Here is a 14,251-nt window from a genome sequence, read left to right as displayed (position 1 = left end):
TCCCCTTATCGGCATGATCCCCTATAGCAGTAAAGCCAGTGAGGATAAACCAGAGAATCAGTTTCTCAGGGTTACCAGGTAAACAGACGCTTCAGGAAGCCTTCAACCTGGCCGGAGCCTTTGCGAATCCCTTCCGAAATATCATCACCCAAGCCCTGATGGATACAGCCCTGCTTTAACGTTCCTTCCGGATCCCAGGCAGGCAGATGCGTTTGGCCGATACAGCTTTGTGCCAGTACGCCCTGACGGTCTGTGTAATAATCAAAATCAACAATTTTTGACGGACGTTTCAGTACCAACGGTTCAGGATCACGGTGCTGGATATAGTCAGCATAAAGACGCAGTGGCCCGGCAGAACCTGTTAGCTTCACCGCCTTGTTGTCATCGCGCCCCATCCAGATCGTCACCACTTCACGACCGTCGACCCCCACATACCAGCTGTCACGGCCCTTATCTGAGGTACCGGTTTTACCAGCCAGACGGGAAGACGGCAATACAGAATTCAGATAACGCGCTGTACCTTCTGTCACCACACGTTGCATACCGTACAGTGTCAGCCACGCCGCTTCCTCAGATACCACTTCTTTGGATGTCGGCAAATGCTGATAAAGCATATTGCCTTCTTTATCCACCACCGCATTCAGTGCCGTCAGCTTACTGCGACGACCACCACTGGCGATGGTCTGGTACATCTGAGTAACTTCCAGTGGCGTCAGCGTAAATGCTCCCAGTAGCATTGAAGGTAATTTCGGGATTTCACCTTCATCGATTCCCAGCTTGGTCATGGTATCAATGACATGATCCAAGCCAACCGCCATCCCCAGGTTGACTGTCGGGATGTTGTAAGATTTAGCCAGTGCCAGATACAATGGCACTTCTCCTCGATACTGACGGTCATAATTTCGTGGTGTCCAGTTTTCACCTTTCTGTCCTTTCAGCGTCAGTGGTCGATCCTGCAAACTGGTCGCCAGTGAGAAACGCTTTGGCAGCTCCAGTGCTGACAAATACACCGCAGGTTTCACCACCGAACCAATCTGACGTTTGGCATCAATCGCACGGTTAAACCCGTCAAAACCGGTACGAGAGCCTCCCACCATCGCGCGGATTTCACCTGTCAGGCGATCCGCCACAACCACCGCGGTTTCCAGCTCATTGCCAGCTCGTGCTTCCAATTGTGGAATAACCGAATTGACGGATCGCTCAGCCAGCTCTTGTGAGCGGGGGTCCAGCGTAGTAAACAGACGCAACCCTTTCCCCGGCTGGTAACCGTCGACTTTCGCTTGCAGTTCACGTTCCAACTGGCCAAAGTACGCAGGCTGTCGGTTAGCAATCTTACCTTTCGGTTGCAAATCCAACGGTTTATCTAAAGCCTTCTTGTACTCGTTTTCTTCCAGAACGCCATTATCTGCCATCAGCTTCAACACCAAGTTACGGCGTGTTTTTGCACGTTCAGGATAGCGCCACGGATTGTAGTAAGACGGTCCTTTGACCAGACCCACCAGTAATGCCTGCTGATCAACCCGCAGCTCAGACAGTGGTAACCCGAAATAGAACCGAGAGCCCAACTCAAAGCCATGCACCGCCTCACGACCGCTCTGCGCCAGGTATACCTGATTCAGGTAAGCATCGAGAATCTGATCTTTGGTGAATCGGTAATCCAGGATCAGAGCCATATAGGCTTCACGGAATTTCCGCCACAAGCTGCGTTCACTGGTAAGAAACATGTTTTTCGCCAGTTGCTGGGTCAGGGTACTGCCTCCCTGAACAGTACGGCCGGCTTTCAGGTTTGCAACAAATGCGCGCATAATCGCAGTCGGAGACACCCCTTCGTGCTCATAAAAGTCGCGGTCTTCGGTGGCAATCAGCGCATCAATAAGAGGCTGCGGCATTTCATCTTTTGGCTTATAAATGCGCTGCTCTTCGGTTTTCGCTTCCAGCATGCCAAGCAATTTCGGTTCAACCGACAAGATCCCCATTTCTCGCTTGCTGGGGACATCGATAATTTTCTTTACACTGGAATAATCAAAGGTCACCTGTACATGGCGGGCATCCTGCTCCCCATCACGGAACTCAAACGGGCGGCGAATGAACTCGACCTTTAATCGACTGGTGGTGTACTCACCCGGTTGAGACGGTTTGTCCACTTTCCGGTATTTCAGTACCTTCAACTCATTGACCAGATCTTCGTAACGGATCAATGCGCCCGGCTGAAGTGTCAGCTCTCGGGCATAAACCACAGAAGGCAGCTGCCAGAGCTCCCCTTCAAATTTGGCGGTCACCTCATCGTTAAGCTGGTAGCCCATTTTCATCAGGCCAGCAGATGTGGCAATAACCGCTGCAATTGCGGTGTAAGCCAGCCAGCTACGCTTTTTTTCCTTCTTCTTTTTAGGCGGAACCATGCGTGAAGAAGGGGTGTTTTCAGGTGATTGCTTAGAATCGTCAGGTGTCTGTTGCTTTGTCATAGTCTGTTTCTGGTAGAAATAACGCGCAGACATTAGCGCAAGCATCATTTTGCGGTGTCAGAAAAATGTCAAAGCCTACATGAAAAGCGGCTAAACACTTGATTTTTGCAGATGACGAGAGCACAGCGCAAGGTTGCAACCCGGCTGGTAATCCGCGATAAAATCCCGCAGAATACTTGCCCCCACCGAATCATTCACACACCGCGTTTTTACGCGAAATAGTGATGATGTTAACGCGGGAATTCTATTTTTAACTGAACGATCAAGCCGAAAATTATGGAACGTGATTATAAACTCGAATGCCTGATGACCATGCCGCGTCATGAACTGGAAGAATTCAGCCACAGAGTGGTGAGCCGCATGGTGCCGGAAGATGTCATGCAGGAATTGTTTACGTTTGACCAAGAAGAAGTCGACAGTCAGGAGCGACTTATTTCGGCGCAATTTGATGCGATGTTACGTATGACAGCCATTGCGCTGGGCGAAGTGAAAGGTGCGTTTAGTGAGTCTGACAATGCGTCTCAAAATACCGAGCGCATGACGCGTTTGCTGCTGTGGCATTTTTACGCGATCTCTTTCAATCTGGAAGAGGCAGTGACACTGGAACAACATTGTGATCAGGTAGAAAAAATTCTTCCAAATGCACCCTCTGACGCGTTTGGCTGGATTAAAGTGCTGACCGAGCTGCTACATACCTACGCAGAACTTAACGAAAAACGCAGCCAATAACTTTTAAGCTGAGTGTTCATTGAACAAGCTGGTTTAGAACAGGTTGCTTATACAATGAGTTGTTTATCGGACAAAGGCAGCCAGTCACCGCAGCAACGCGTTAAAACAAAAGTCATTATAAAAATTAGCCGGGCGATTATGCCCGGCTATTTGTTCTCCGCTAAAACCTATCGCGATCTTTGAAGCTTTCGCAGATACCAGTGTTCCATCTCGCTATTTCGGTAAACTATTTCGGTAAAGATGCCTGGTGTTTGGTGATCAGATCGTCCATCGCTTCAGCCGCCCGCTGCTGAACATGTTTGAGACAATCTTCATGGCCAATTGGCTCTACCACCTCGTAGTAACACTTAAGTTTCGGCTCCGTACCGGACGGGCGCACAACCACACGGGAATCGTCATCCAGCCAGTAAATCAGCACATCACTCGCAGGCAGGTCGATGGCTTCCACCTTACCATCAGCATACTGGCGCTGCGATGTTTTCAAATCGTCAATGCAGACCACAGCGCGACCAGCAATGGCTTCTGGTGGTGTGGTACGTAGACTGTCACCAACCGGTGGCGAGCTCGGATCCAGGGCAATACTCCGCTGCGCATTAAGGTAAAAACCGTGTTCACGGTAAATATCTTCCAACCGGTTCCAGATCGTTTTACCCTGAGCCTGTAATTCTGAGGTCAACTGTGCAAAGGCCACCAAGGCTGACAAGCCGTCTTTGTCCCACACGGTCTGCCCCACGGTGTAACCCAGCGCTTCTTCATACGCAAACAAGAACTGGTTGTCCCCGGTTTGCTTCTGCATGGCAATGTTGGTCAGCCATTTAAAGCCGGTTAATGTCTGGTAATACTTCGCCCCAGCGGCCTCAGCAACTTTCTTCAACAAGCTGGAAGAAACAATAGTGGTACCAACCAGATTTTGCTCCGGTGCAGCATGGGTAAGCAGGTAATGTCCCAACAACACACCGACCTGATCACCGGTCAGCATTTTGTACTCGCCATCTTCCGTCCTGACTGCCACCGCAAAGCGATCAGCATCAGGATCGTTGGCACAAGCCAGCATTGCATCATGGGCTTTGGCTTCAGCGATCACCATATCCATCGCACCGGCTTCTTCTGGATTGGGGAAATTCACCGTCGGGAAAGTTCCGTCCGGCTCGCGTTGGGCTTTAACGCTGTACACATTTTTAAAACCAGCATCAGCCAGCAACTGCTCTGCCATGTCAGCTCCAACACCATGCATCGCGGTATACGCCAGACTAACCGCCTCCGGCTGCTGATGATTGGACAAAATCGCACTGTTATTGAGCGTTTTACGGTACTCAGTGTAAAAGTCACCGTTCAGCCAGGTCAACAGCCCTTGATGCTCAGCATCTTCCACACTCATCACCGGTAGTGGTTCAGATGCTGCAATATCAATCTGTGCTGCTATCCCTGAATCATGTGGAGGAATGATCTGCGCGCCATTGTCCCAATACACTTTAAATCCATTGTACGCTGGCGGATTATGGCTGGCAGTCACAACAATACCGGCAGCCGTTCCAAGATGACGGACACCAAATGCCACTAGCGGTGTAGGGGCCACTTTCTCAGTCAGGTAGACCTTAATCCCCAGTGAGGCCAGCATAGCGGCTGCATCACGGGCAAACTGTGAGGAGTCAGGACGACCGTCATAACCAATCACCACGCCTCGTGAGGCTGCGTCACTAAAAGTGGCCAGCAGGTACTTCCCAAGTCCCAGTGCCGTTTCCTGAATCACCAGGCGGTTCATGCGATTGGGTCCTGCGCCAACAATCCCACGCAATCCGGCAGTACCGAACGCCAGTCGAGATGAAAAGCGATCTTCCAGCGCATCACGGTCATTCGTATCAATAAGCCGTTGTAATTCTTCTCTTGTAACCGGATCGGGATCGCGTGCCAGCCAAGTTGATACTTCTGTATTCATATGGAAGTCCTACCATTTAAGAATGCTATTGAACCCGCCCTAACGGCGAAATTGTCAGGCCGTTTACGTGCTGCATCAGCACACCGTCCTTCCAAGGGTTCTGTACAGTTCAGAAACAACTGAAAAAAGTATAGAGGTTGTGCTACATGGGACAACGAAATCTGTCTCAATGTGGCGACCAAACAATCTAACTGATAACCATTATCAACTCAAATGTAAATATTGCTATATTCAACTGGCAGGGGCGTTTTACAGGCAAAAAAAATCCAGCCCCTAAGGGCTGGATTACGATTTAGTGCTTTACGCTAGACGATTAGTCTTCGAAGCGAGGCTTGCTACGACGCTGTGGCGCACCCGTACTACCGTGGTTACGTTCACCACGGAAGCTGCCACGGTTATCGCCGCCACGGTTACGGTCGAAACGACGCTCACCGTCACGACGTGGGCGGAAACCTTCACGGCTGCCATTATTGGCATTACCACGGTAACCACCACGGTTGCCTTCACGGCCTTCACCACGGTTGCCTTCGCGGCCACCACGACGGTGCTCACGCAGTACATCGTCTTCTACCACAACCGCTTTCACGTCGTTCTGGCGGATGCGCAGCTTCTTAAGCTGAGCTGCAACTTCGTTTGGCAGTTTCTTAGGCAGCTGAACGTAAGTGTGCTCAGGAGCCAGTTTGATTGCACCGATGCTGTCTTTGTTCAGGCCCAGCTCGTTTGCGATTGCGCCAACGATATCTTTAACCTGTACGCCTTGCTCACGGCCCACTTGCAGCTGGTAAGTATCCCAGTCAGCAGTGTTGTAAGTACGACGCTCACGACGCTCACCGCGTTCGCCACGTTCACCGCGCTCGCCACGGTCATCACGACGACGGTCACGACGCTGCTTGTCGCGCTCAACTGCAGCGATCATTGGGTCCGGACCTTTGTAGAACAGAGGACGGTTACCCTGCTGACGCTTCAGCAGCATTGCAGCCAGTGTTGCCGCGTCAACTTCGATGCTTTCTTGCAGCTTTTCTACCAGCTCAACGAAAGACTCCAGGCTTGCTTCTTCTTTCTGAGCTTCCAGCTCCTGGCCCAGACGGCTCAGACGGGCTTCAGCAACAGCATCACGAAGAGGAAGTTGGATTTCTTCCATGCGTGATTTAGTCACGCGTTCGATAGTGCGCAGCATACGAATCTGGTTGGTACGAACCAGCAGGATCGCTTTACCGTTACGACCGGCACGGCCTGTACGACCGATACGGTGGATGTACGATTCTACATCGAACGGGATGTCGTAGTTGAATACGTGCGTGATACGTGGCACGTCAAGACCACGAGCAACAACGTCAGTTGCAACCAGGATATCAATCACACCGCGTTTGATGTGCTCAACAGTACGCTCACGCAGTGACTGAGGAATATCACCGTGCAGTGCCGCAGCCTTAAAGCCACGCGCAGACAGCCAGTCAGCCAGACGCTCGGTATCCTGACGAGTACGTACAAACACGATTGACGCGTCAGTGTCTTCTGTTTCCAGCAGACGCATCATTGCTTCATCTTTTTCTACGCCTTTTACAACCCAGAACTGCTGCTCAACTTTAGCAACAGTACGGTTTTCACCGGCTACGTCGATACGCGCTGGATCACGCAGGAAACGATCAACGATTTCCTTAACGATTGGAGGCATAGTTGCTGAGAACAGAACACGCTGTGCCGATTCAGGCGCTTGTTCCATGATCCAGGTTACGTCATCAACGAAACCCATCTTCAGCATTTCATCTGCTTCATCCAGAACGAAAGTGTGTACTTCGTCCAGGTGCAGACGATCACGAGTGATCAGGTCTTTAACACGACCAGGAGTACCCACAACAATGTGAGCGCCTGATTTCAGAGCACGCATCTGGTCAACGATAGAAGCACCACCGTAAATTTCCAGAACTTTCAGGCCCTTGATGTTTTGACCAAGAACTTTAATCTCAGCTGCAACCTGAATAGCCAGCTCACGAGTCGGCGCCATAACGATGGCTTGTGGCTTGTGCTGGTTCAGATCAAGTTTGTTCAGCAGCGGCAGTGAGAATGCAGCTGTTTTACCCGTACCTGTCTGCGCTTTACCCAGCGCATCATTACCGGCAAGTAGAAGAGGAATAGACGCCGCCTGAATTGGAGTCGGCGCAACGAAGCCCATTGAGTCAAGTGCGGATAGTAGTGTGTCGGCCAGGTCTAACTGGCGAAATTCTGTAACAGATTCTTGCATTGGGATCCCAATAAATAATCGAACATAAAACGGGGCCCCTAAGGCTATAAAACGGTTCTGCAACAGCAACCACAAGCTTGGGCCTCGACAATAGTGAAGGCGCGCATTGTGCGCCATTACTCGATAAAAAGCCAGAAAAAATTGAGCGCTGTCACAAATTAACTTTCAAGAAACTACTATTTAAACAATTCGCCCAATGACTTGCCGTTTTTTGTTTCTTTTCGACGCATTTTCTATGCAAGTGATAGCGTCTGAAGTCCCACCTTGGCAAACCTGACCGCCCCGTTCAGTGCCTTACAAACACAGTAATTTCATGGCTTTCCCTAAATAACGGCGCCGAATACACCGTTCTGCTTCGCTCCCACGTCGGCTTTTCACAACCCGTCTTAAAAACAACGCATCTAGCTCAATTATTACGTTCTACAGCTCACAAAACCGTTACGTTTAGCCCTCTTTATGCCTATTCCGACATTCCTAAGCCGATTGCTTCAGCTAGCCACTTACTGCTTATTGCTGGCTGAAACCAAAGCTATATCGCTGGGTTTCTTAGCCCGCAACGTGTCCCTTCCCCCTTGCTCCTTACCCTTTATAACGGATACATATATAAGCAGCCTTATCGGTCACAATTTTTATACCATCCGCTATTTGAGCCTCTTTTCAGTATATCTTTCTGTGACATTCCTGTGTCTTCCTCCCGAGAAACTTGGTTTTAGCGGCCGAAAACTTTATAGTGTCCGAGTTAACAACCTGAGACCGGGCATAATGTTTCAAGATAATCCTTTACTAGCACAACTTAAAAAACAGATTCAGGAAACGCTTCCTAAGAAAGAAGGCAGCATCAAAGCCACTGACCGCGGTTTCGGCTTTCTTGAAGTCGATAACAAAGAAAGTTATTTCATTCCACCGACCTATATGAAGAACGTGATGCACGGTGACCGTGTTATCGCTGTAATTCGTACAGAGAAAGAGCGTGAAGTTGCTGAACCGCAAGAACTGATTGAGCCTTTCCTGAGCCGTTTTATCGGCCGCATTAAACTGATCCGCGACCGCCTGCATGTCGTGCCGGATCACCCGCAACTAAAGGACGCTATCAAGGCTCGCCCTGTTAAAGGTCTGAATCCTGAACTTCTTAAAGAAGGTGACTGGGTAGTTGCTCACATGACCCGCCACCCGCTGGTCGGTGATAACAAAACTTTCTTCTGTGAAGTGAAAGAGAAAATCACTGACAGCAATGACAAAATTGCGCCTTGGTGGGTAACTCTGGCACGTCACGATCTGCCAAATGCAGAACCAGCCCCACAGGAAAGCTGGAGCATGCTGGAAGAAGGCCTGGAGCGTCAGGACCTGACTGATCTGCCATTCATCACTATCGATGGTGAGTCAACCAAAGATATGGATGATGCCATCTATACAGTTGCTCGCGAAGACGGCAGTTTTGAACTGACGGTCGCTATCGCGGATCCAACGTCTTACATTACCGTTGGCGACAAGATGGATGATGAAGCCCGTCAGCGTGGTTTTACCATCTACCTGCCAGGCCGTAATATCCCAATGCTGCCACGTGAACTGAGTGACGAACTGTGTTCTCTGATGGAAGGTGAGACCCGTCCGGCTCTGTGCTGTCGTGTCACCATCGATAAAGACGGTGTTATTCAGAACGATATCAGCTTCTTCGCAGCGTGGATCAAATCTCACGGCCGCCTGGCTTATGACAATGTGTCTGATCTGCTGGAAAATGGCCAGTGTGAAGGCTGGGAACCGTCTGACGTCGTGATTGAACAGGTTAAAGCCCTGCATGGTTTGGCCAACGCACGCAGCGAATGGCGCGCCAAGCATGCCGTGGTTTTCCCGGATCGTCCTGATTACCGCTTTGAGCTGAGCGAAGATAACGATGTCATCGCGATTCATACCGATCCTCGCCGTACTGCAAACCGCATGATTGAAGAAGCCATGATCACAGCTAACATCTGTGCAGGCCGCGTGTTGCAAGAAAAATTCGGTCTGGGTGTGTACAACTTCCACAGCGGCTTCAATCCGGAAAAATTGGATGTAGCGATGGAATTCCTGACTAACGCTGAAGCTCCGTTTGAAAAAGACGATCTGCTGACGCTTGAAGGTTTCAGTGCGCTGCGCCGCTGGCTGAACGATCAGGACACTACCTATCTGGACAATCGTCTGCGTAAGTTCCAGGCATACAGTGAAGTGGGCAACAAGCCAGCTCCACACTACGCAATGGGTCTGGATGTGTACGCGACCTGGACATCACCTATCCGTAAATACGGCGACATGATTAACCATCGTCTGCTGAAAGCGGTGATTTCAGGTCTGGAGCCGGTACAAACGCCAGATGACAGCGTAGGTGAAGAAATTGCAACGCACCGTCGTAACCATCGCATGGCTGAACGTGATGTGGCTGATTGGCTATACGTTCGCCTACTGAAAGATGCTGTTAAAGAAGGTACCGTCTTCACAGCTGAGGTATTCGATATCAACCGTGCCGGTATGCGCGTGCGTCTGCTAGAAAACGGTGCTGCGGCCTTCATTCCTGCTCCGCTTATCCTGGATAACAAAGAGCGTATCGAATGTAACGGCGATCTGGGTATCATTAATATCGACAAAGTGCGCGAATACCAACTGGGTGACCACTTCGAAGTGGTTATTGCTGAAGTTCGTGCTGCTACCCGTCAGCTGGTTGCGAAACCAGTGAAGCAGTACCCTGATCTGCCATCAGACAAGCCAGAAGCTGAAACAACTGCCCCTGCGGTGGAATCTGCGGCGACTGAAGCGTCTGTAACAACAGAAGCTGAAAAAGCATAATTCGCTGATTCAGAAAAACTGTTCAGAATAATAAGGGCCAGCAGATGCTGGCCCTTATACTTTGTTCAGGACACATTGATTGTTTTGCTTACCTGAGTTTTCAGGCTGTCATTACGATCCGCAGTGCAACCAATCTGCTTGCCTGCAAACATGATTAAACGAATACGTACAATAACTACGAAAAGAAGTCAGCTATGTCATCAACAACATCAGATCACAACACGGTTCATACTGCCGTCCAGCAATGGCTGGACAACGTCGTGATCGGACTGAACCTGTGTCCGTTTGCCGCTAAGCCACAGCGCAATAAACAAATTAAGATTCACGTCAGTGAGGCTTCAACAGAAAATGATGCGCTGGAAGACATCTACCGCCAGATGCAGGAACTTGATACGACGCCTGTTGATGAGCTCGAAACGACATTGGTTGTCACCCCGAATCTGTTTGAGAGTTTCGATGACTACAATCAGTTTCTCGATATTCTTGATGGCCTGCTTATTCAAGCCGGTTATGATGGTATTTATCAGATTGCCAGTTTCCACCCGGACTACTGCTTCTACGGCACGCACCCAGATGATGCAGAGAACCTGACCAATCGCTCGCCCTACCCGATTTTCCATCTGATCCGTGAAGACAGCATGGAAAAAGTTCTGAAACACTATCCTGACCCTGAAGGGATCCCGGAGCGAAACATTGAACGGGTAGAAGCCCTGACACCAGAGGAAGTGGCAACGCTGTTCCCGTTTCTTAAAAAGTAATCCGTATTGATTTGCATAAGCGCCTGTTGGGTTTTATCTCAACAGGCGTTTTTTGTCCCTTGGCTTAGGGCATTGCCTTAGCTGTCTTGACTTAGCTGTCCTGAATAGCGGCTTAAGTGACTTGGCATCTAGGGATCGAGAGCGCATTGCGAGGAATCCACTCAGAAAGCCATTATAAATAGAAGCTCATAAATGACGTTCACAAAAGAAGCACACAGAAAGGCAACACAGAAAACGCGAGCGTGAAATTACAGATATAAAAAAACCCGACCATGGATATCGGGTTCGGTTACTAAGGTCAACTTGCCTTCCCGAAAGAAAACAAGCCCAGCTATGCAGCAACGCCAATATAGATAAGCGCGAATTATTGCTGACGGATCGGCGGCCAAACCAACGTCAGACTCCGGCTTAAAACACTTGCCTAAGTGAACCGACAAGCGTGTTATTATTAAGGTTATTAGATGAGGTACTCAACATACCCCACACAAATTATAATAACAGTCTCAAGCTGAATGGGAAATAAAAAAGACTACAAAACTCATCAAATTTAATACGTTATATTATCAATTTCCTGATAAATCTAATAATAAATCAGCCATCGCCTAACGTTTCATATAATATCGTTTGACCGTATTCATTCTCGTCAAACATTCACTTCAAACACTGAAATCTCATTTTTCAAAACCTGATAGTGACTCAGTTAACTCGCCAAATATAAGCGAATAAACACATAAAAAAGGGCCTGCATATGCAGGCCCTGATGTGCTTTACTTTTTCGCTATTTATTCCAGAAGCTACTCGCTTTACGGAAGACTCGGTTCAAAGGCTGCCGTTAACCTTTCACGCCGCCAGCTGTCAGGCCACCAACCAAGAATTTCTGTGCCAGGAGGAATACCAGGGTGATTGGCAGCGCCGACAATACCGCAGCCGCCGCGAAGTCACCCCACAAGTAGTTCTGAGGGTACAGATACTGTTGCATACCAACAGCCAGCGTGTAGGTGTCGACTTCACGCAACAGCAGCGATGCAACCGGCACTTCCGTTACCGCAGCAATGAACGACAGGATAAAGACCACCGCCAGAATAGGCACTGACAACGGTAGCAGCACCAGACGGAATGCCTGCCATGGGGTTGCCCCATCCAGCGCAGCGGCTTCTTCCAAAGAGTTATCAATCGACTCAAAGTAACCTTTGATTGTCCAAACGTGAAGGGCAATCCCGCCCATATAGGCAAATACCACCCCACCATGTGTATTCATACCCAGGAATGGCACGTAGGCGCCGAGACGGTCGAACAGCGCGTACAGAGCAACCAGAGCCAGTACAGCAGGGAACATCTGGAAAATCAGCATCGAGCGCAAAATCATGGTTTTACCTGCAAATTTCATGCGGGCAAATGCATAAGCACACGTGGTAGACAGCGCCACAATACCAATTGCGGTCAAGCCAGCCACTTTCACCGAGTTCCACAGCCAGGTCAGTACCGGGAACGGGGGTGGCGTTACAGAGCCATCAGCATTCTGTACAGCGATACCCAGCGCCAGTTTCCAGTGCTCCAGAGATGGATTGCTTGGGATCAGCTCACCGGATGCGTAGTTACCTTCCCGGAAGGAAATCGCAATCACCATCAGCAGCGGGAACATGATCAGCGCCAGGAAACACCACATACCTATATGGGTTGCCCAAATACGATATTTAAGCGATTTAGGTTGAACCATAGCCATTTTTCAGCACTCCTTACTCTGATTCCAGCTTGGTGAACTTCATGTTGAGCAGTGACAGACCACCAACCAGCAGGAAGATAATTGTCGCGATTGCCCCGGCCAGACCAAAGTCCTGACCGCCTGCACCTTCGAATGCGATACGGTAGGTGTAGCTTACCAGCAGGTCTGTATGACCAGCAGGAACACTGGTACCAATCATATCCGGCGCACCATTGGTCAGCAGTTGGATAAGCACGAAGTTGTTAAAGTTAAATGCGAAACTGGCAATCAGTAGAGGAATCATCGGCTTGACCAGCAATGGCAACGTAATCTTGAAGAAGTTATCCAGCGGGCCGGCACCATCCATCGCAGAGGCTTCGTACAAGTCATCCGGTATCGCCTTAAGCATACCCATGGCCAAAATCATCATGTACGGGTAACCCAGCCAGGTGTTCACGATGATGATCATGGTTTTCGCCAGGAACGGGTCCGTAAACCACGCCGGGCTCAACCCGAACAGTCCTTGCAGTAGCTGGTTAATTTCACCGAAGCTCTGGTTGAACAGCCCCTTGAAAATCAGAATCGAAATAAAGGCTGGTACCGCATAAGGCAGAATCAGCAAGACACGATAAACACCACGCCCTTTCAATGCTTCCCATGAAACAATCTGAGCCAGAATCACACCAACAGCCAGTGTCAGCACAACGGTCAGCGCCGAGAAGATAACGGTCCAGATGAAAATCTTGAAGAATGGTTGCTGGATACCCGGATCCGACATAATGCGGGCGAAGTTATCCATACCGATATTCACAATAAAGCCCGGTGCGATCGGTTCACCGACAAAGTTACCGTTATCATCAACCTGCTGGTAGAAACCAATCTCATAGTTTGGTTTCAGTGTCTTGTCTTCACGGGTGTTGTATAACGTCTCGCCATCTTCTTGCAACACATACAGCGGCTGAATTTCCGCAAACTGACGCAGACCAGACATTTTCAGCTCTGTACCACCCGGCGTGGCAAGCACCAGGCCACTGATACCGGTCCGGTTCTGAATCACGGTCTTCAGTGGTGCTTGTTCGCCAGCAGGCACATCCACCGGGCGCAGTGCCACATCTTCATCAGTCGGCAGTGCTTTCAAATCATAGAAATCAGTGCTGTACCACTGATCGCCATCTTTCAGGGCGATGCTGAAATTGCCATTCTGCTCATACAGGGAGAAGTTATAGCTGTCGCCGCTCTGGTAAGTGCGCTGCATCAGTACATTCTGCGCACGCTCCAGGTTCAGCTGGTTACTGCCGCTGTAGTTGGTGAATGACAAGCCGACGGTATATAACAGCGGGAAAATGATGAACAGAATCATCCCGGCCACGCCAGGAAAGATATAACGGTGAGCGTAGGTTTGCTTACGGGCAAAAATATACACGCCCAGTGAAGTCAAAACGAGCGTTAACAGGGCGAATGCATACTCACCGCGAGCATACATAAGAATGGTAGCGTAGCCGTTTATAAAACTGACTAACCCTAACGAAGCCCACTTCAACCAGGATTTATGGCTGGCACTTAATTTTGGCTTTGATTGATTTGCCATATCGGTCTTCACAACTG

At 49.7% G+C, this 14,251-nt stretch carries 8 protein-coding genes; 3 read left to right on the top strand and 5 right to left on the bottom strand.

Going from position 1 to position 14,251, the window contains the following annotated elements:
* Nucleotides 1–71 precede the first annotated feature (71 nt).
* Nucleotides 72–2,462, bottom strand: a complete 2,391-nt coding sequence (gene mrcB / locus PGW97_RS18570) for a penicillin-binding protein 1B (RefSeq protein WP_273860405.1) — start codon at nt 2,460–2,462, stop codon at nt 72–74.
* Nucleotides 2,463–2,738: 276 nt separating this feature from the next.
* Between mrcB and PGW97_RS18565 the strand changes: the two genes are divergently transcribed.
* Nucleotides 2,739–3,191, top strand: coding sequence for an exoribonuclease R (locus tag PGW97_RS18565; RefSeq protein WP_273860404.1), 453 nt, complete (start codon nt 2,739–2,741; stop codon nt 3,189–3,191).
* Nucleotides 3,192–3,417: 226 nt separating this feature from the next.
* Here the strand turns inward: PGW97_RS18565 and PGW97_RS18560 are convergent, their stop codons facing one another.
* Both PGW97_RS18560 and PGW97_RS18555 read right to left on the bottom strand, forming a co-directional pair.
* The gene (locus PGW97_RS18560; RefSeq protein WP_273860403.1) at nt 3,418–5,127 is read right to left on the bottom strand and encodes a phospho-sugar mutase; all 1,710 of its coding nucleotides are present in this window, start codon (nt 5,125–5,127) and stop codon (nt 3,418–3,420) included.
* Nucleotides 5,128–5,440: 313 nt separating this feature from the next.
* Complete coding sequence (locus PGW97_RS18555) at nt 5,441–7,369, bottom strand: DEAD/DEAH box helicase (protein ID WP_047884592.1); 1,929 nt, start codon at nt 7,367–7,369, stop codon at nt 5,441–5,443.
* 762 nt (nt 7,370–8,131) lie between these two features.
* Between PGW97_RS18555 and PGW97_RS18550 the strand changes: the two genes are divergently transcribed.
* Together PGW97_RS18550 and PGW97_RS18545 are read left to right on the top strand one after the other, a co-directional pair.
* Nucleotides 8,132–10,186, top strand: a complete 2,055-nt coding sequence (locus tag PGW97_RS18550; RefSeq protein ID WP_273860402.1) for an exoribonuclease II — start codon at nt 8,132–8,134, stop codon at nt 10,184–10,186.
* Nucleotides 10,187–10,380: 194 nt separating this feature from the next.
* The gene (locus tag PGW97_RS18545) at nt 10,381–10,944 is read left to right on the top strand and encodes a DUF1415 domain-containing protein (RefSeq protein ID WP_273860401.1); all 564 of its coding nucleotides are present in this window, start codon (nt 10,381–10,383) and stop codon (nt 10,942–10,944) included.
* Nucleotides 10,945–11,776: 832 nt separating this feature from the next.
* Here PGW97_RS18545 and malG read toward each other — a convergent pair.
* Together malG and malF are read right to left on the bottom strand one after the other, a co-directional pair.
* Nucleotides 11,777–12,667 carry a maltose ABC transporter permease MalG gene (gene malG / locus PGW97_RS18540; RefSeq protein ID WP_047884595.1) on the bottom strand — a complete coding sequence of 297 codons (891 nt, stop codon included), beginning with the start codon at nt 12,665–12,667 and terminating at the stop codon, nt 11,777–11,779.
* A gap of 13 nt (nt 12,668–12,680) precedes the next feature.
* The gene (gene malF, locus PGW97_RS18535; RefSeq protein WP_242551992.1) at nt 12,681–14,234 is read right to left on the bottom strand and encodes a maltose ABC transporter permease MalF; all 1,554 of its coding nucleotides are present in this window, start codon (nt 14,232–14,234) and stop codon (nt 12,681–12,683) included.
* Nucleotides 14,235–14,251 lie beyond the last annotated feature (17 nt).

Origin of the sequence: Photobacterium sp. GSS17 (assembly GCF_028621875.1) — a bacterium.
In the GTDB taxonomy this organism is placed as follows: domain Bacteria; phylum Pseudomonadota; class Gammaproteobacteria; order Enterobacterales; family Vibrionaceae; genus Photobacterium; species Photobacterium ganghwense.
The sequence above is the reverse complement of the archived record's forward strand: the minus strand, read 5'-3'. Positions and strand labels throughout refer to the sequence as shown.